Source organism: Vibrio sp. JCM 18905 (assembly GCF_055393305.1).
The window spans coordinates 1053499-1071521 of sequence record NZ_AP043880.1 but is presented as its reverse complement, the minus strand read 5'-3'; the positions used below and the strand labels follow the sequence as shown (position 1 = coordinate 1071521).

Genomic DNA, 18023 nt, shown 5'->3' with positions numbered 1-18023 from the left:
GTTATGCCTCCTGCTCTTTTGACTTCGCGTTTTTCTTTGAAGGTTTACGGAAGCGATAGCGCTTATCTGAAATCGCTAATGCACCGCCTAACGCCATAATCAAAGAGCCAGCCCAAATCCAACGAACGAACGGTTTATAGTAAATACGAACAGCCCAAGATCGGTTGTCGTCTAAACGTTCACCCATTGCAATGTATAAATCACGACTAATTCCACGGTCAATGGCAGCTTCGGTCATCATAGACTTAGCCGTACGGTAGAAGCGCTTCTCAGCGTGAAGCGTATTCACGTATTTACCATCATGTGTGATCTCAAAATCCGCGATGTAGCCATCGTAGTTTGGACCATCTTTATCACGCAGGCCTGAGAAGTAGAAATCATAACCTTGAATTTGGAAGTGTTCGCCAGGTGCTAAACGTACATCACGCTCGATGCTGTAGTTCTGTACCATCGCAATACCGATAACAGATACCGCCAGACCAACATGACCCAACATCATCGCCCAATGGCTACGCTGCATCTTGCGAACGCCTTCACTAAAGCTATGACGGTGCGTTGCACGCTCGTACAATTCAAAGCCATGCATCGCAATAATCCAAATCGCCATTACCCAGCCAATGTAAGCCATAGTTGAGAAGAAGTCGGCAAACAGGTATACGCATACCGCGGCCAAAGCAAAAGCAAGCACACCTGAAACGAGCATTGGTTTCACAAGTTTAGATAAATTGTCTCGCTTCCAACGGATAAGTGGACCAATACCAAGTAGGAAAGCAAATGGCATCATCAACCACGCAAACAGCATGTCGAAGAATGGCGCACCGATAGAAACCGACCCCAAACCAAGCTGCTTGTGTACGAGCGGCAACAGCGTCCCCACTAACACCACAACAAGTGCTGCGATAAGTAATACGTTGTTGGCTAAGAGCGCATTTTCACGAGAGACTAAGTCGAAGTTACCTCGCACACGCACTGCCGCCCCTTTCACGGCAAACAGCAATAAAGAGCCGCCGATAACGAAAACGAGGAAGCCTAGAATAAACATACCGCGCGACGGGTCAGACGCGAACGCGTGCACCGATACTAAAATACCGGAACGGACTAAGAATGTGCCCAGCAAACTCAACGAAAATGCAGAGATTGCCAATAGTACCGTCCACGCTTTAAATGTGCCGCGTTTTTCTGTCACGGCAAGAGAGTGCATTAATGCGGTACCCGCTAACCAAGGCATGAATGATGCGTTTTCTACTGGATCCCAGAACCACCAGCCACCCCAGCCAAGTTCGTAGTAAGCCCACCAAGAGCCTAGTGCGATACCGAGTGTTAAAAATACCCATGCAGCGGTTGTCCAAGGACGAGACCAACGAGCCCAAGCCGTATCAAGGCGTCCGGTCATTAGGGATGCGATCGCAAAAGAGAAGGCAACCGAGAAACCAACGTAGCCCATGTAAAGCATTGGCGGGTGAACAATCAAACCGGGGTCTTGAAGCAGAGGGTTCAAGTCACGCCCGTCAACCGGGAAGAAAGGCAACGTACGTAAGAATGGGTTTGACGTTAAGATGATAAACAGTAGGAAACCCACTGAGATCATGCCCATTACGGCAAGTACACGTGCAACCGACTCTTGCGGCATACCACGACTAAACGTCGCTACAGCGACAGTCCAAGCAGCTTGGATTAAAACCCATAGCAACAGTGAACCTTCGTGTGCACCCCATACTGCGGTTAAACGGTAGTACCAAGGAAGCTGACTATTCGAGTTGCTCGCTACATACTGTAACGTGAAGTCGTTGGTATAAAATCCCCAACATAAAATGGCGAAAGAGAACAACAGCATCAGGAACATAGACCAAGATAGCGGTCGCGCTGTGTTCATGAGCATTGTGTTATTATTCGATGCTCCCCACAATGGCAATACGCTCAGCAGCACTGCCATTGCAAGCGAAAGAATGAGAGCAAAGTGACCGATTTCAGCAATCATTGGCCGCTTCCTTGTTTCTGTTCGGTGCTGTATTGAAGCGGTTCATGAGTTTTCTTCATCGCTTCCGCAATTTCTGGTGGCATGTATTCTTCATCGTGCTTCGCTAGGACCTCAAATGCCTCAACTGTCGTGGCATCTTTCAGTACACCTTGAGCCACAATACCCTGCCCTTCACGGAACAAGTCAGGCAGAATACCATCATAAGTAATCGTCACTTTCGGACCGACATCGTGCAGGTCAAAACTCACTTTCAAAGAATTAGGATCTCGACGAACCGAGCCCACAACCACCATACCACCAATACGCAGACGCTGGCCTATTTCTGGCTTGGTGCCATCTGGCTTACCATTAACCAACTCCGTTGGAGTGTAGAAAAGGTCCATATTTTGGTTAAGCGCATAAAGTATCAAACCAATGGTGGCACTAATACCGATAAAGATCGCTAGTACGATACCTAGCCTCTTTTTACGTCTCGGGTTCATAAGGTGTTCTCCATGTTCTTCGCTGCGTCGATACGAGCTTGACGGTCAATTTTTGCTTTCACTTCTTTCAATAATGCATCACCGCGGCGAAGGCTAGTGATCAGAAGAATCAGCATGGATAAGAAAGTAATACCAAACGCACTCCATACGTATGATGCGTAGCCACCCATGGCAAAAAAGTCGCTCAGAGATTCAAAATGCATAATAAATTACCTCACTGAGTTTGTTCTGCTGCGAGTTTGCGCACCCAAGGGCGGTGACTTTCTTTACTGATGATTTCGTTACGGAAACGGACCATCGTCACTGCACCAAAGAAGAACGCAAAGCCAAAGATGTTTAGCAATAACGGCCAAAGCATGTCGGATGAAATAGAAGGTTGTTCAAATTTCGTGATCGTCGCGCCTTGGTGAAGCGTGTTCCACCATTCTACGGAAAAGTGAATGATAGGTAGGTTCACGACGCCTACGATCGCTAAAATACCCGCCGCTTTTGCGGCTGTTTTCTGATCGTCAAACGCGTGATAAAGCGCAATAACACCAAGGTAGAGAAATAGAAGAATCAATTCTGAAGTAAGACGGGCGTCCCATACCCACCAAGTGCCCCACATTGGCTTACCCCAAACGGCACCAGTAAGTAGAGCAATAAAGGTAAATACCGCACCAATCGGCGCCATCGCAAGCGCCGCCATATCAGATAGACGTACTTGCCATACTAAGCCAATAAATGCCGCAATCGCCATCGACATATAAACGCCCATAGACCAAATAGCTGATGGGACATGAATGTAGATGATTCGGAAACTGTCACCTTGTTGGTAATCTGAAGGCGCAAATGCAAGCCCCCAAACCGTACCAACCGATAAGCATACGAGGGCCAATACAGAAAACCAAGGCAGAAACTTACCACTCAAACGGTAAGCGGTTTCTGGCTTGGCATAAGGATGTAGCCATTTCCACATGTTTTGTTCTCACTCTTACTTCAGGGACACTGTCTAAAGGGTTGAGACCGTAGCAGTGCTTTAATAATAATTCTTTGATCAAGCGCCGCTTCATTGGCACTTTATTGAGTTAGTTAACACTAACTCTCAATGCGGCACTAATGGCAAAAGGCGTTAACGTCATCGCTCCCATTAGCATCGCACCTAAAATTGCTAGTTGACCGTTATACGCCATACCAAGCGCGGCGGCATCAATTGCTGATGTTGCGAAAATCAAAATTGGGATGTAGAGCGGAAGAATAAGCAAACTCAAAAGAACGCCACCCTTTTGCAACCCAACCGTCAAAGCCACGCCAATAGCTCCAATAAAACTTAGTGTCGGTGTACCGATCATCAAGGTTAGTACAACAGATAGCCAAGTATTGAAATCAAGCGAAAGTAAAACCGCCAATAATGGGCTAATTAGGATCAGAGGTAACCCTGTTAACAACCAATGTGCTATGACCTTTGAAACCACTACAAGTTGCAATGGAATCGGCATTAGCATCATTTGTTCCAATGCACCGTCTTGAAAATCATCACGAAATAGACGCTCTAATGATAATAAGGCGGATAGCAATGCGGCAACCCAAACAATGCCCGCTGCAATACGTGCTAACAAATTTGGTTCAGGCCCGATACTAAGAGGAAACAGAGTAATAACAATAATAAAGAACCAAAGCGGGTTCAGAATGTCTGCCTGACGGCGAAATGCTATCAATAGCTCGCGGCGAATGATGGTGGTCATAGATGGAATCATATCAATCACCCAACTTTATTTTTCTAAGTTTCGGGCTGTCCGAAAACATATCTTGATGCGTAGTCAACACGACAATACCGCCATTATCAGCGTGACTTGCGAACAAAGATTCAAGCACTTTGACGCCTTGCTTATCGATGGCGGTCAACGGTTCATCTAAAATCCATAAAATTTGCTTACTGAGCCATAACCTTGCTAGTGCCACTCGTCGTTGCTGACCTGCGGAAAGCTGTGCTACAGGCACATCTTCTCGACCAGCTAAACCAACTTGAGTTAAAGCAGTGAAGATTTCTTCGTCAGAAGAGCGGTTATTTTGAATAGATTGGTAAAAACGTAAGTTTTCTAGTGCGGTAAGCTCTCGTTTCACTCCAGTTTGATGCCCTAAGAACAGCAGATCTTGATGGAAAACATCACGAGATTTTTCAACCTCTTCTCCTTTCCACTTAATGATGCCTTCTTCTCTATCACCTAAACCTGTCACAATACGTAGTAACGTAGTTTTGCCAGTACCATTGCGCCCTTCTATCTGGACCAATTCACCAGGCTTAATTTCAAACTGCAGGTTTTCAAACAGGACCCTCTCATCACGGATCGCTGTCAGGTTAGATACTTCTAACATAGAGCTTCAACTAAAAAATGAACGAAGCGCTATATTAGCACAGCTTAGTTATGACAAAACAGGATAAGAGGGCTGGGATGTATGTAAGTTCATGTATTTTTGTTAATTAATCGTCACACTTTAATAAAATTAACTATAAGTAGTTATAAGCTCTCATTTTAACTTGGGGAGCGAGTGCTAAGAATGAAGAGAGCTCAAGGTAACCTAGGGCTGTATTGCAAAAAGATAATTAGTAACCGAACACAAAAAAAGAGGCTTATCGCCTCTTTTTATCGCTTTAAAACCTTTAGCGTCGACGACGTCCACGCGTCGGGTATTCTGCATCATCTGATGGCTGACCGCTTAGTGGTGGAATTTTCTCTTTTCCCGCCAGTTTTTTCTGTAGTGAAAGCATCAATTCCGCTTCAGCTTTTGGCAGTTCACACTCTTCAATGAGCTCATTGATATCTGCACCAAGCTGTACCATTTTAGAAGCTCGACTGTACAAGCGACCATCAGTATCAGCGTGCTCGAGTTCACGAATTCTCTCGTTTAGGTGCTGAATAATGTCTTGTTGTTCCGTTACTTTTTGTCCAAGACCAACGACAACCGAACGCACTTCGAGTAACTGCTTACTCAACTTTTGTACTTCTTTATCTACATGTCGAGACTGTGCTCGTTGCTGGTCTACTTGCTTTTGCAACCCCGAGCGAATGCGCAGTTGCAAAACAACCAACACCAACACGATAAAAGCGACGCCACCCGCAAGGAATGGAACAGATAAAAGAGTCTCTTCAGCCATCATTATTCAGCCCATTATAGGTGAGCCATCTCGTCCCATTCGTCATCCGTTAGGAGCTTGTTCAAATCCACAAGGATAAGAAGTTTGCCGTCACGGTTGCTCACACCTTGGATGAACTTCGCGCTTTCATCAGTACCAACAGAAGGCGTCGTGTCAATTTCAGAAGAACGTAGGTAAACCACTTCTGCCACACTATCTACCAAAATACCAATCACTTGACGCTCTGACTCGATCACAATAATACGAGTATTATCTGTAACTTCGCCTTCCATCAGGCCGAAACGCGAACGCGTGTCGATAACAGTAACCACGTTACCACGCAGGTTGATGATACCCAGAACATAATCTGGCGCACCTGGAACGGGTGCAATTTCAGTATAACGAAGTACTTCACGAACTTGCATTACGTTGATGCCGTACGTTTCTTCTTCTAGCTGGAACGTCACCCACTGAAGAACTTCGTCATTCGATGCATCTTTCTTCACTTCTACTTCAAAAGCTTGAGACATAGTTAATCCTCGTTAATGTCGTTCCCGACTTAAATCTAATTCAGTGATTTGACATCTAAACCGGCGTTTAGCATGTCAATGAGCGCCTGGACATGAATTAAGGCGCACATTTTTTCTTTTACCATGCCCGCTAGCCAAGGGCGCTTACCCGCCTGTTCACGCCAGCGAACCTTGTCGATATTGAGCGTTTCCGTACCCATTAGTTGGTTACTGGCCAGCCCCCACATGCTCTCTCCAAGCATGACAACGTATTGGTAATTATCTTTGTAACTGTCATCGCGAAGCTTATCTGCCATCACCCATTTCGCGGTATCGACGACATCAAACTGTTGCTCACGATTTGTTTGTAGCCCCAAATACCAGGCGGGCTTTCCTATCAAATGGTTAAGCTCGCTGATGCGATGAATACCACCTAACTCATCAAGCGGTACGGCAAACGTGACATCATTCACATCAAAGTAAAGCACTTGAAAATCTTCACTTCGCTTCGTGCTTTCCCAGTCAGTTGGTATTTCGGAACCTGTTTGTGTCTCGAGCTCGGTATCAACGTTCGATTCTATATTGACATCATGCTCAATCACCGATTGAGGTTCAACCAGTTCTGGCTGAGTTTCCTCAAAAACTGGCGCATCAATCGCCCAGTCTTGTATCTCTTCAACTGTTTGTAACTCGGGCGCCTCACTAACGGTTTGTACGTCTGGCTCAGCCGCTTTTATTTCTGCTGCAATATCAATCGTATTTTGTTCAAGAATACTATCAATATCTAACTCGGCTACAGGGTTGCTTGCTTCAAGCTGACTTAATAACCTTTGCACATCTTCCAGATTTGGGGCTTCCAATTCTGGCGGGTACGCTTCTTGAAACTGGTAAGTTTCCGGCTCCGAGTATTGAAACTGCAATTCTGGCTCTGGCTCTGGCTCTGGCTCTGGCTCTGGCTCTGGCTCTGGCTCTGGCTCTGGCTCTGGCTCTGGCTCTGGCTCTGGCTCTGGCTCTGGCTCTGGCTCTGGCTCTGGCTCTGGCTCTGCAGATGATATTTCTTGAGCCAGCAAGTCAAGCTCTTCCTCAAGAGTCGTTGCTTCAGCCTCATCACCCAGTAGCGCATTAAAGTAGTCATCAAGCGCTTGTTCACTGGAAAGCACGTCGTTACTGCTCATCGAACGCTAACCTCTCCAGGTAAATCAGTAACTGTTTATACGCAAACACACCACGACTACCAGATGCAAAATGCGATGCTGGCAAATGCTTTAAACTAGCATCACGGAACTTGGTATCAATCGGCACCGCAGAGGTCCATACTTGATTTGGGTAATCTTTCTTCAGTTGCATCAATGTTTGCAAAGACGCTTTGGTGCGCTTGTCATACATTGTTGGAACGATAGTCACTTTGAAACCACCCGGACGAGACTTTTGCATAATGGTTAACGTGCGCATCATGCGTTCTAAGCCTTTCATCGCCAAAAACTCGGTTTGAACGGGAATCAAAATTCGGTCACTGGCGGCCAGTGCGTTGACCATCATCACACCAAGAATTGGCGGGCAGTCAATCAACACATAATCATAGTCTTGTGAGACCGCTTGTAGAGCTCGTTTTAAGATCAGCCCCATCCCACTGCGATTCCCCATGACACGATCAAGCGTCGCAAGAGACATATGCGCGGGAATGATATCCATCCCTTCCAGTTTTGTCTCTAGGATTAACGGCCTCACCGTTTCACGAGAGAATGTCTTCAACTGGAATAAATCAAACAGGCTCGAAGTTACTGCGTCAGGATCATAACCAAGATAGGTAGTCAGTGATGCGTGAGGGTCAGTATCGACCATCAGTACGCGATGACCTTTTTGACTCAGCAAACCCGCTAATGTCACTGTTGAGGTGGTTTTACCCACGCCACCTTTCTGGTTAGCTACACTCCAAACAATCATGATGAATCCTACGCTAGGCCAACTTCCACCAACATGCGTTCTGCAATGCGGTCAAGCGGTAAATCTTCTGAAGAAATGCCTGCTTTAGCAACAGCTTGGGGCATACCATAAACAACACAACTTTCTTCATCTTGAGCCCAAATAGTTGAGCCTGCAGACTTCAACATGCGAGCGCCTTCACGACCGTCTGCACCCATGCCAGTCAGCACTAGAGAGAGTACTTTGTCACCGTATACTTTGGCTGCAGAACCAAAAGTCACATCCACACATGGTTTGTAGTTCATGCGGTCGCCGCCATCAATGATACGAAGACGAGCAGCCCCCGCTCGACCATCCACCATCATTTGCTTACCACCTGGAGCAAGGTATGCCACACCAGGCTGTAAGACATCGCCGTCTTGGGCTTCTTTCACTTGAATCTTACACAAGGTATTCAAACGGCTGGCAAATGCAGCAGTAAAGGTTGCCGGCATATGTTGGATCAATACGATTGGATGCGGGTAGTTCATCGGTAAACGCGTCAGAATTTTTTGCAAAGCAACCGGACCACCAGTCGACGTGCCAATTGCGGTCAGTTGATACTTCTTACCGGAGGCTCGGAACTTTGCCGCAGCTGGTCGAGCAGGAGCTGGAGTCGCTGGCGAAGCCGTTCTTGAGCCTAGTGGACGAGCTGCCGCACTGGTACTCGCAGCAGCGCGAGTGATTGGTCGACGCATAAAAGCGCGCTTCGAAGCAATCTGAATAACTCGTTGCTGAAGCAGTGACACCGCTTCTTCGCGGTTACGTGCGATGTCTTCAAACTTTTTCGGTAAGAAATCCAATGCGCCCGCATCTAGCGCATCAAGCGTGGCTTTCGCCCCGTCATGAGTCAGGGACGAAAACATTAGGATTGGCGTTGGAGCCGCTGCCATGATTTCACGCACAGCGGTAATGCCATCCATCACTGGCATTTCAATATCCATCGTGATGACGTCCGGTTTAAGAGATTTGGCTTTCTCAACCGCCTCTCTGCCATTTACCGCAACGTCAATCACTTCTAGGCGCGATTCTGAGTTGATGATTTCGCTCACGCGACGTCGAAAAAAACTCGAATCATCAACGACTAGTACTTTAATCGCCATCTTATTCCTTTTAATAACGTCAGCTTTGCTTAAAGGCGTGAAGCCGCAGCATATCGCTTAAGTAAATCAGGCACATCTAGAATTAATGCAATATGGCCATCGCTAGTGATTGTTGCACCAGCCATGCCCGGAGTGCCTTGCAATAGATTATCGAGTGGCTTAATAACCACTTCTTCTTGACCAATAAGCGTATCCACAACAAAACCAACGCGCTGGTTACCGATCTGTACAATAACCACATGACCGTGACCAGTACGCTCTTCGACGTTTTGTGATTTGGATGCTAGCCAGTTCTGTAAGTAAAATAGCGGGATAGATTTTTCACGCACAATGATCGTCAACTGACCATCTACCACGTTTGTGCGACTCAGATCCAAGTGGAAAATTTCGCTCACCGATGCCAGTGGCAGCGCAAACGGATGACCGCCAACACCAACCATCAGTGTTGGTAGGATCGCAAGCGTCAGTGGTACTTTGATGGTGATCTTAGTGCCTTTACCTAGCTCAGAATCGATATCGATTGAACCATTTAAGGTGTTGATCGCCGTCTTAACCACATCCATGCCAACGCCACGGCCAGAGATGTCAGAAATTTTATCTTTACTTGAGAAACCTGGCGCAAAGATAAGGTTGAAGCACTCTTTGTCTGTTAAACGGGCCGCCGCATCTTCGTCCATCATACCGCGCTTAACCGCGATACCACGCAGTTTGTTCGGGTCCATACCGCCGCCATCATCTACGATGGATAGCTCAATGTGATCCCCTTCTTGTGATGCAGACAAAATCACTTTACCTGTGCGTGATTTACCTGCTTTCGCGCGGTCGTCTGGCATTTCAATACCGTGGTCAACCGAGTTACGAACCAAGTGAATCAATGGATCGGCCAATGCTTCTACAAGGTTTTTATCGAGATCGGTTTCTTCACCGCGCATTTCCAGCACGATGTCTTTATTTAGGTTACGCGCCAAGTCACGGACAACGCGTGGGAAACGGCCAAATACTTTCTTGATTGGCTGCATACGCGTTTTCATTACCGCGCCTTGCAGATCCGCCGTTACGACATCAAGGTTGGCGACCGCTTTGGACATTTCTTCATTGTCGCTGTTCAAACCAAGACTTAATAGACGGTTTCGGACCAATACAAGCTCACCTACCATGTTCATGATGGTATCAAGCGTCGAGGTATCGACACGAACGGTTGCCTCGGCCTGAGGCTTTTTAACCGCTGGCGCTTTCGCCTCTTCTTTCACCGCGACAGGTTTAGATTCTGGTTTTGGTGCTGGAGCCGGAGTTGGAGCTGCTGGTGCTGGCTTAACCGCAGGCTCAGGTTTCGCAGGGCTTTCCTCTACGTTTGCTGATGCCGGCTTCGTTGCCATATCCAGTTCTTCTAGCGTAGGACCTTTGCCCGCACCATGTAGCTCATCGAGTAACTTTTCGAACTCTTCGTCCGTCATTAAGTCACTATCTTGATTTGCTGACGATGCAACTGGCGCAGCTGGTTCTGCCGCTTTAGGAGGTTCTACTGGTGCAGATGCTGCAGCCTCTGCCGCTGATGGACTTTTGCCAACGCCGTGAAGTTCGTCAAGTAGACGTTCAAATTCATCGTCAGTGATATCGCCACTTTCAACTGATGGCGCACTTGATTGAGGGGGCTCTGATAGCGTTGTTGGTGTCGCAGGTTCTGAAGCGCCTGGAGCTGAGCCTTTACCATGAAGTTCATCCAGCAGCTTTTCGAATTCGTCTTGGGTAATTTCATCAACAGAGCCGACACTTGACGCTGGCGCGGCAGGTTCTTCAATAACAGGCTCAGGAATGACAGGTTCAGGAGTAACCACTGGTTCTTCAACCACGGTTGCAGCGACTTCATCTTCTGATTCAGGTTTACATAGACGATGAAGTTCTTCAAGAAGGGCAGGATCCGCAGCTTCCAATGGCTCACGATCTTGAACGGCTTGGAACTGGGTATTGACCGTATCCAACGCTTTTAGCATCGTATCCATTAAGTTTTGCGTGACCGTGCGTTGGCCGTTTCGTAAAACGTCGAACACGTTCTCCGCACCATGACAAGTATCGACTAGCTCTGCCAAAGACAGGAAGCCAGCACCGCCTTTTACGGTGTGAAACCCGCGGAAAATTGCATTAAGTAAGTCTTTGTCTTCTGGGTTATTTTCCAATTCAACCAACTGCTCAGAAAGCAGTTCGAGAATTTCCCCAGCCTCAATGAGAAAGTCCTGAAGAATATCTTCGTCTAAATCGTAGCTCATACGTTACCTTTAAAATCCAAGACTGGACAACAAGTCATCGACTTCGTCCTGCGATGAAACCGCATCTTCTCTCAGTTCTGGATGAAGAATCGGGCCTTCGGCTTCGCTTGTTTGTGTATTCTTTTTATCTGCCGGTTCTGACAAAACTTGAATGTGTTCTTCAGGTTTATTTCCAGAGAATACGGTTAGGATTTCCACTAAGCGGCCTTCTACTTCATTTACCAACGTAATTACGCGGCGAATAATTTGGCCAGTTAGGTCTTGGAAGTCTTGCGCCATGAGAATTTCGGTCAATTGACCACGCAACTCAGTGCTGTCACCTTCGACTTGAACTAATAGCTCGTCGATTCGGTGACAAAGTGCTTTGAATTCGCTTAATTCGATGCGCCCGTGCATGAGTTCATTCCATTGAGGACGAACTTTCTGAAGGCAATCATGCAGGTTGTCAGCGATAGGAAGGCAGCAGTCGACTGCATCCATCGTTTTGTTGGCTGCTAGCTCTGTCTTCTCGATCACATAATTAAGACGATCCCTTGCGTTAGGGATTTCGTCTTTCGCAATTTCGGTCATGCGCTGATCGAGACTGAACTGCTTGAGTGATTCGTGAAGGTCTCGAGTTAAGGCTCCAATTTCTTGCAGCATTGGATTCTCGGCACCTTCGTAGATCGAGGCAACAAGCATATTGGCTTGGTCTTGTTCCCCGTTTTCTAGCATTTGAACGAGTGACTTCGCCTGCTCTAGTGAGATCATTCTGAATAGACCCTTTTACGTTTAGTTCTTCTTATCACTTTAAAAACGCTAAACGAGTCATTTAATAGGTATTTAATAATTGGTATGAATGACTCGAATAACAAAGAGAAAAAGAGAGAGTTATAAACGCTCGAAAATTTTATCTAATTTTTCTTTTAATGTTGCAGCAGTAAATGGCTTAACAATGTAGCCGTTTACGCCTGCTTGAGCAGCTTCAATGATCTGCTCACGCTTCGCTTCAGCCGTGATCATTAGAACTGGCAAATGCTTAAGTTCTGCATCCGCGCGGATGTGTTTAAGCAAATCGATGCCTTGCATACCTGGCATGTTCCAGTCAGTTACAACAAAATCGAAGTCACCTTTTTTCAGCATTGGTAATGCGGTTAAACCATCGTCCGCTTCTTGAGTGTTATTGAAACCCAAGTCACGAAGCAGGTTTTTAACAATACGGCGCATTGTTGAGAAATCATCAACAATAAGGATCTTCATGTTTTTATTCAAAATTGCCTCCACTGAATCGTAAAATCAGTGTTTTTAGTCATTTTGTGTCCACGCACTGAGCTTGGTGCGCAAACGTTGCATCGCTTGACTCAGTATTTGACTTACGCGAGATTCGCTTACGCCTAACACATCGCCAATTTCTTTCAAATTGAGTTCTTCATCATAATAAAGCGAAAGTACCAAAGCTTCACGCTCTGGAAGCTGTTTTATTGATTCAACCAGTGCTTTTCGAAATGATTCATCGGCAACCCCTTTGAATGGGTTACTGTCATCAGTTTCATCTGCAGGTGAAATCACATCATCAGAAACGCCTAAATCTTCAATACCGACTAATTTTGAGCAGTTGATATCGGTCAGAGCACTATGATATTGATCCAGTGTCATACCGAGATGCGTGGCTACTTCAGAATCAGTAGGATCTCGATTTAATTCGCCTTCCAGCTCCGCAATCGCTTGGTTAATCTCTCGATTATTTTTATGAACAGAACGCGGTACCCAATCGCCTTTGCGCATGTCATCTAACATTGCACCGCGAATACGGATACCTGCATAAGTTTCAAAGCTCGCACCTTTAGAACCATCATAATTCTGCTGAGCTTCGATAAGACCGATCATGCCGGCCTGAATTAAATCCTCTACCTGAACACTCGGCGGTAAACGGCCTAATAGGTGGTGAGCAATGCGCTTAACCAACACTGAGTAGCGCTCTATAAACGCTTGCTGGCTATTAAACTTGCCATGTTGGTCATAGGTTATCGCTTTATTCACCAAAAGGGTCCTCTGCGAATTCGGTACGATTTAGCAACCTTTCCACAAAAAATTCCAAGTGTCCACTTGGTGTTTTCGGTAGTGGCCACGTTAACGCTTTGTTTGCTAGTGAGCTGATAGCTAAAGCGGCAGGTGAGCGAGGGAACGCATCAACGACAATTTTTTGTCTTTTTACAGCCTGTCGTACTTTATCATCTAATGGAATACATGCTACGAGTTCAAGGCTGACATTCAAGAATCGCTCTGTGACTAGCGTCAACTTTGCAAACAATTCTCGCCCTTCACGGTAGCTTCTGACCATATTTGCTACAACTTTAAAGCGTTGGACCTGGTGTTCTTTACTTAACAGCTTAATTAACGCATATGCATCTGTGATAGAAGTTGGTTCATCACACACAACCACAACGACATCTTGAGCTGCTCGCGAAAAACTGATTACCATGTCAGAAATGCCTGCGGCGGTATCTATCAGCAGGACGTCCATTTCGTCTTCAAGACTACCAAATGCTCGAATGAGTCCAGCATGTTGAGCGTGAGAAAGCTCAGTCATGCTTTGTGTGCCAGAAGTTGCAGGGATTATCTTTATACCATAAGGCCCTTCGACAATCGCATCTTTTAGCTCACATTCACCCGCTAAGACATGTCCTAGATTACGTTTTGCACGAATTCCGAGCATCACGTCCACATTGGCCAGACCTAAATCAGCGTCGAGAACCATCACCTTCTTGCCTTGGCGAGCCATACAAATCGCCAGACCCAGTGTTACGTTTGATTTCCCCACACCACCTTTGCCGCCAGTAACAGCAATCACTTTGGTCAACGATGGTTGTGTTAAGCGACGGAGGCCGCTTGCTTGATCGTGTATCATATTCTCAGTCATAGTAGTCCGCCGCCTTAGAGTCCTTCACTGTCACTGTTCCAAAAGTGAGGTTCGTTCTCTGTCGACTTCTCTAACAGTTCATTTGCTTTCGCAAGCATATATTTTGGTTGCGCTATCACAATGTCTTCTGGCACGCGCTGACCATTAGCGATGTAAGCCACTGGCATTGCGTTTTGAATCACTACACTGATGAATTCGCCTAGACTTAATGACTCATCAAGCTTCGTCATAATACAACCCGAAAGTGGTATGCGTCGGAAGTGATCCAGCGTTTCTTGTAGAACGCGACGTTGTGCGGTAGCTGGCAAAACAAGGTAGCTGTGAATCACTTCTCCGCTCTCTTGCATTAGAGTATCGAGCTGCTCAGAAAGCCTGACATCTCGTTGCCCCATCCCTGCCGTATCGACCAAAATCAGTCTTCTGTTTCTTAGCTGATATATAACATCGGCTAACTCGTTAGAATCTTTAGCAACTCTTACGGGACAACCCATGATTCTTCCGTAAATTGAGAGCTGCTCATGTGCACCTATGCGATATGTATCTGTTGTCACAAGGGCCACATTGTCGGCACCGTATTCCATGGCGGCACGTGCTGCGAGCTTCGCAACGGTGGTTGTTTTTCCCACCCCCGTCGGACCTAACAGTGCGACCACACCACCACGTTTTAAAATGTCCTGTTTAGGAATATTGATTTGATCCGCCACCAGCGACAACAGCGCTTTCCACGCTCGCGCTGGTTTTGTATCTTCCGGGATATAGCAAGCCATTTGGTCTGCTAACTCCGGAGAAACGCCCATACGCTCTAAGCGCTTAATCAGCATTGCTCTGAGCGGCTCACGACGTTCCACTTCCTGCCACATTAGGCCAGAGACTTGATGCTCTAGAAGACGACGAATTGACGTCATCTCTTCGCGCATACTCTCCAGCTCATCAGCAGACTCTTCTCGCTCATCACTTGGACGGCGGCGATCATAGCGTGTCGGATCCAACTTCGGCGTTGGACGCTCAAATCGATTATCTTGTGCGATTAACTTCGCCAAAGGTGAATCTGGTTGATATGGCGCTGGCTTTTCTTGGTTGTAGCCGTCGCGATGCTTATTCTGGCGTTGCAATAAAGCAGAGAGCGAATCTTCATTTTCCGCTACATGATCGTCAGCATCTGCTGCACCACCACTATATTGCTTAAGCATGTTAGCGAATCGCTGCGTCATCGAGCCTGTTTTTTCGTTGTTACTGTTATTACTGTTCAGGCTAATTTTATCTTCATCTAAATGACGATCTTGATAACGATCAGCAGAAGACGATGACATTTGACGATGTTCGTTATAGCGATTCGATTGAGAAGCACCGCGATTTTGTTGTGACGCTGCGCTTGCTTGAGACGGGTTAGATTCACTATCTATCGCCGCAACAATCGCCACCCCACCAGCCACTTTCTTGTTTGACATGATCACCGCTTCCGCGCCTAACTCCTCTTTCACTTGGAGCAGCGCCGTTCTCATGTCTTTGGCAAAAAATCGCTTTATTTTCAAACTATGAATCCATTAATGATGCGTGAGATCAGTTACCCACGGCTTGCACAATTCTGATCTGTTTTTCATCCGGGATTTCTTGGTAAGACAGTACCCGGAGATTAGGTATTGTGTTCTTCACAAATTTCGCCAACGTCGAGCGTAATACACCGGAAGTAAGCAGAACGGCAGGTTCGCCTTTCAATTCTTGTTCCTGTGTCGCTTGGCTTAGTGAAGACTGCAATCGTTCAGCGAGCCCCGGTTCAATCCCCGCGGATTCGCCTCCTGATGCTTGCATAGTTTGATGCAATATTTGTTCCAGTTCAGGTATCAAAGTAATCACTGGCAGCTCAGGCTCTATACCATTGATTTCTTGAACAATTAGACGTTTTAGACTAATTCGAACTGCTGCCGTCAATATGTCAGCTTCTTGACTCTTACTTGAGTACTCAGCCAAAGTTTGAACAATCGTGCGAATATCGCGGATTGGGATGGCCTCGTTTAACAAGTTTTGTAGGACTTTCACCACCACACCTAATGGTAATTGGTCAGGAACAAAGTTCTCAACCAACTTAGGCGCGCTGCGTCCTAACATTTCTAATAAATTCTCTACTTCTTCATGACCAATCAACTGCGATGCGTTATTAGTCAATAACTGGCTCAGGTGCGTCGCTAATACTGTCGATGAGTCAACAACCGTATAACCTAACGCCTGAGCATGCTCACGCTGATCTTCGCGAATCCATACGGCTTCCAGTCCAAATGCAGGGTCAATGGTTGGCTCGCCATCAATCATGCCATACACCTGACCTGGGTTAATCGCTAGCTCTTGATCCGGACGAATCTCAGCTTCGCCCACCGCAACCCCCATTAATGTGATTCGATAGCTGTTTGGCGTCAGTTCAAGGTTGTCACGTATGTGAACCGCAGGGATTAAGAACCCAAAATCTTGCGATAGCTTTTTACGCACACCTTTTACGCGCTCTAACAGTTCTCCACCTTGGTCTCGGTCCACTAGCGGAATCAAGCGGTAACCCACTTCTAGGCCAATAATATCGACTGGCTGGACGTCGTCCCAAGATAGTTCGCGTTGTGATGAAGGCTCTGCACCTTCGTCGGCTTTCGCTGGTAAAGCCGGTTCTTTCGCTTTCTGCTTTTGGCGTTTATCGATGAAATACGCCGCCGCGCCAGCCGCGACCGCCAGACTCAAAAACGCAAAGTGTGGCATGCCCGGTACGATGCCCATCACACCGAGAATAGCTGCGGTAATCATCAGTGCTTTTGGGTTGTCGAACATCTGGAAGACCAGCTGTTCACCCATGTCTTCATCGGTGTTTTGACGCGTCACCATCATCGCCGCTGCAATCGACAGCAATAGCGATGGAATCTGTGCAACTAGGCCGTCACCAATCGTCAGCAAAGTATAGATTTCAATTGCCTCACCGAAACCCAATCCATACTGCGCCATACCGATCGACAGACCGCCGATGATGTTGATAAACAGAATCAAAATACCGGCAATCGCGTCACCTTTTACGAACTTCGAGGCACCATCCATTGAACCATAGAAATCCGCCTCTTTGGTCACTTCAAAACGACGAACTCTTGCTTGTTCTTGGTCTATCAATCCGGCATTTAAGTCCGCATCAATCGCCATCTGCTTACCTGGCAACGCATCAAGGGTGAAGCGAGCACTTACCTCAGAGATACGACCTGCACCTTTGGTCACCACCATAAAGTTGATGATCATTAAGATAAGGAAAACCACTAAGCCGACCGCGTAGTTACCACCAATAACGACATTACCAAACGCTTCAATTACGTTACCTGCCGCGTTGCCGCCTTCGTGACCATGCAGTAAGACGACACGTGTCGAAGCAACGTTCAGCGCTAAGCGCAACAAGGTCGCGATCAGCAGTACTGTCGGAAAAGCGGCAAAGTCCAACGGACGACGTGTGTAAACGGTCACTAACAACACCACCATCGACAACGCGATGTTAAAGGTGAAGAACATATCCAGCAAAAAGGCTGGAATAGGCAGCACCACCATCGCTAAGGTGGCCAAAACCATCACCGGCGCGCCAATAGCTGGCATTTCACGCTGAGGGATTCGTGGCAATTTATCTGCAAATGGCAGGCTTAACTTCATACTACGAGAGATCTCAATCGATTGAAGCGTCACGTTAGCTCTTACTATTAA

General features: G+C 46.7%; 18 protein-coding genes. All 18 read right to left on the bottom strand.

Features of this window, described 5'->3' with window-relative positions:
* Position 1: 1 nt before the first annotated feature.
* Positions 2 to 1978: a heme lyase CcmF/NrfE family subunit gene (locus tag ACZ5ZC_RS21690; protein WP_464932278.1), complete on the bottom strand. Its 1977-nt coding sequence runs from the start codon at positions 1976 to 1978 to the stop codon at positions 2 to 4.
* Positions 1975 to 2460 (bottom strand): cytochrome c maturation protein CcmE, encoded by a 486-nt coding sequence (ccmE, locus tag ACZ5ZC_RS21685; RefSeq protein WP_054868024.1) that lies wholly within the window; start codon positions 2458 to 2460, stop codon positions 1975 to 1977. Before ccmE ends, ACZ5ZC_RS21690 begins: the two co-directional genes overlap by 4 nt.
* Entirely contained in the window at positions 2457 to 2663 is a 207-nt protein-coding gene (gene ccmD / locus ACZ5ZC_RS21680; RefSeq protein WP_005380515.1) for a heme exporter protein CcmD, read from the bottom strand. The genes ccmE and ccmD overlap by 4 nt, the downstream gene beginning before the upstream one ends.
* 11 nt (positions 2664 to 2674) lie before the next feature.
* On the bottom strand, positions 2675 to 3418 hold the full coding sequence (locus ACZ5ZC_RS21675) for a heme ABC transporter permease (protein WP_237284095.1): 744 nt from the start codon (positions 3416 to 3418) through the stop codon (positions 2675 to 2677).
* Between the two features lie 109 nt (positions 3419 to 3527).
* Entirely contained in the window at positions 3528 to 4196 is a 669-nt protein-coding gene (ccmB, locus tag ACZ5ZC_RS21670) for a heme exporter protein CcmB (protein ID WP_006741714.1), read from the bottom strand.
* 1 nt (position 4197) lies between these two features.
* Positions 4198 to 4815 carry a cytochrome c biogenesis heme-transporting ATPase CcmA gene (ccmA, locus tag ACZ5ZC_RS21665; protein WP_012841536.1) on the bottom strand — a complete coding sequence of 206 codons (618 nt, stop codon included), beginning with the start codon at positions 4813 to 4815 and terminating at the stop codon, positions 4198 to 4200.
* 286 nt (positions 4816 to 5101) lie between these two features.
* The gene (locus tag ACZ5ZC_RS21660) at positions 5102 to 5596 is read right to left on the bottom strand and encodes a DUF2802 domain-containing protein (protein ID WP_046875563.1); all 495 of its coding nucleotides are present in this window, start codon (positions 5594 to 5596) and stop codon (positions 5102 to 5104) included.
* A gap of 14 nt (positions 5597 to 5610) precedes the next feature.
* A complete protein-coding gene (locus tag ACZ5ZC_RS21655; protein ID WP_005380507.1) occupies positions 5611 to 6105 on the bottom strand; it encodes a chemotaxis protein CheW in 495 nt (164 codons plus the stop codon).
* A 35-nt stretch (positions 6106 to 6140) separates the two neighbouring features.
* Positions 6141 to 7259, bottom strand: coding sequence for a chemotaxis protein CheW (locus ACZ5ZC_RS21650; protein ID WP_464932277.1), 1119 nt, complete (start codon positions 7257 to 7259; stop codon positions 6141 to 6143).
* Entirely contained in the window at positions 7249 to 8028 is a 780-nt protein-coding gene (locus ACZ5ZC_RS21645) for a ParA family protein (RefSeq protein WP_006741712.1), read from the bottom strand. The genes ACZ5ZC_RS21650 and ACZ5ZC_RS21645 overlap by 11 nt, the downstream gene beginning before the upstream one ends.
* 8 nt (positions 8029 to 8036) lie before the next feature.
* Positions 8037 to 9149 (bottom strand): protein-glutamate methylesterase/protein-glutamine glutaminase, encoded by a 1113-nt coding sequence (locus ACZ5ZC_RS21640; RefSeq protein ID WP_047008842.1) that lies wholly within the window; start codon positions 9147 to 9149, stop codon positions 8037 to 8039.
* A 29-nt stretch (positions 9150 to 9178) separates the two neighbouring features.
* Positions 9179 to 11413, bottom strand: a complete 2235-nt coding sequence (locus tag ACZ5ZC_RS21635) for a chemotaxis protein CheA (protein ID WP_330944428.1) — start codon at positions 11411 to 11413, stop codon at positions 9179 to 9181.
* 9 nt (positions 11414 to 11422) lie between these two features.
* Positions 11423 to 12163 (bottom strand): protein phosphatase CheZ, encoded by a 741-nt coding sequence (locus ACZ5ZC_RS21630; protein WP_006741709.1) that lies wholly within the window; start codon positions 12161 to 12163, stop codon positions 11423 to 11425.
* Positions 12164 to 12283: 120 nt separating this feature from the next.
* The gene (cheY, locus tag ACZ5ZC_RS21625) at positions 12284 to 12652 is read right to left on the bottom strand and encodes a chemotaxis response regulator CheY (protein WP_017635949.1); all 369 of its coding nucleotides are present in this window, start codon (positions 12650 to 12652) and stop codon (positions 12284 to 12286) included.
* Positions 12653 to 12697: 45 nt separating this feature from the next.
* Positions 12698 to 13432, bottom strand: a complete 735-nt coding sequence (locus ACZ5ZC_RS21620; protein ID WP_048625854.1) for an RNA polymerase sigma factor FliA — start codon at positions 13430 to 13432, stop codon at positions 12698 to 12700.
* Entirely contained in the window at positions 13425 to 14312 is an 888-nt protein-coding gene (locus ACZ5ZC_RS21615; protein WP_005380498.1) for a MinD/ParA family protein, read from the bottom strand. The genes ACZ5ZC_RS21620 and ACZ5ZC_RS21615 overlap by 8 nt, the downstream gene beginning before the upstream one ends.
* Positions 14313 to 14326: 14 nt before the next feature.
* Positions 14327 to 15844: a flagellar biosynthesis protein FlhF gene (flhF, locus tag ACZ5ZC_RS21610; protein WP_012841533.1), complete on the bottom strand. Its 1518-nt coding sequence runs from the start codon at positions 15842 to 15844 to the stop codon at positions 14327 to 14329.
* A gap of 28 nt (positions 15845 to 15872) precedes the next feature.
* On the bottom strand, positions 15873 to 17972 hold the full coding sequence (gene flhA, locus ACZ5ZC_RS21605) for a flagellar biosynthesis protein FlhA (protein ID WP_041853026.1): 2100 nt from the start codon (positions 17970 to 17972) through the stop codon (positions 15873 to 15875).
* Positions 17973 to 18023 lie beyond the last annotated feature (51 nt).

Bases quoted from the DNA above. Each gene is read 5' to 3' on its own strand.
- ACZ5ZC_RS21690 (WP_464932278.1), bottom strand. From the start codon at position 1,978: ATGATTGCTGAAATCGGTCACTTTGCTCTCATTCTTTCGCTTGCAATG.
- ccmE (WP_054868024.1), bottom strand. From the start codon at position 2,460: ATGAACCCGAGACGTAAAAAGAGGCTAGGTATCGTACTAGCGATCTTT.
- ccmD (WP_005380515.1), bottom strand. From the start codon at position 2,663: ATGCATTTTGAATCTCTGAGCGACTTTTTTGCCATGGGTGGCTACGCA.
- ACZ5ZC_RS21675 (WP_237284095.1), bottom strand. From the start codon at position 3,418: ATGTGGAAATGGCTACATCCTTATGCCAAGCCAGAAACCGCTTACCGT.
- ccmB (WP_006741714.1), bottom strand. From the start codon at position 4,196: ATGATTCCATCTATGACCACCATCATTCGCCGCGAGCTATTGATAGCA.
- ccmA (WP_012841536.1), bottom strand. From the start codon at position 4,815: ATGTTAGAAGTATCTAACCTGACAGCGATCCGTGATGAGAGGGTCCTG.
- ACZ5ZC_RS21660 (WP_046875563.1), bottom strand. From the start codon at position 5,596: ATGGCTGAAGAGACTCTTTTATCTGTTCCATTCCTTGCGGGTGGCGTC.
- ACZ5ZC_RS21655 (WP_005380507.1), bottom strand. From the start codon at position 6,105: ATGTCTCAAGCTTTTGAAGTAGAAGTGAAGAAAGATGCATCGAATGAC.
- ACZ5ZC_RS21650 (WP_464932277.1), bottom strand. From the start codon at position 7,259: ATGAGCAGTAACGACGTGCTTTCCAGTGAACAAGCGCTTGATGACTAC.
- ACZ5ZC_RS21645 (WP_006741712.1), bottom strand. From the start codon at position 8,028: ATGATTGTTTGGAGTGTAGCTAACCAGAAAGGTGGCGTGGGTAAAACC.
- ACZ5ZC_RS21640 (WP_047008842.1), bottom strand. From the start codon at position 9,149: ATGGCGATTAAAGTACTAGTCGTTGATGATTCGAGTTTTTTTCGACGT.
- ACZ5ZC_RS21635 (WP_330944428.1), bottom strand. From the start codon at position 11,413: ATGAGCTACGATTTAGACGAAGATATTCTTCAGGACTTTCTCATTGAG.
- ACZ5ZC_RS21630 (WP_006741709.1), bottom strand. From the start codon at position 12,163: ATGATCTCACTAGAGCAGGCGAAGTCACTCGTTCAAATGCTAGAAAAC.
- cheY (WP_017635949.1), bottom strand. From the start codon at position 12,652: ATGAAGATCCTTATTGTTGATGATTTCTCAACAATGCGCCGTATTGTT.
- ACZ5ZC_RS21615 (WP_005380498.1), bottom strand. From the start codon at position 14,312: ATGACTGAGAATATGATACACGATCAAGCAAGCGGCCTCCGTCGCTTA.
- flhA (WP_041853026.1), bottom strand. From the start codon at position 17,972: ATGAAGTTAAGCCTGCCATTTGCAGATAAATTGCCACGAATCCCTCAG.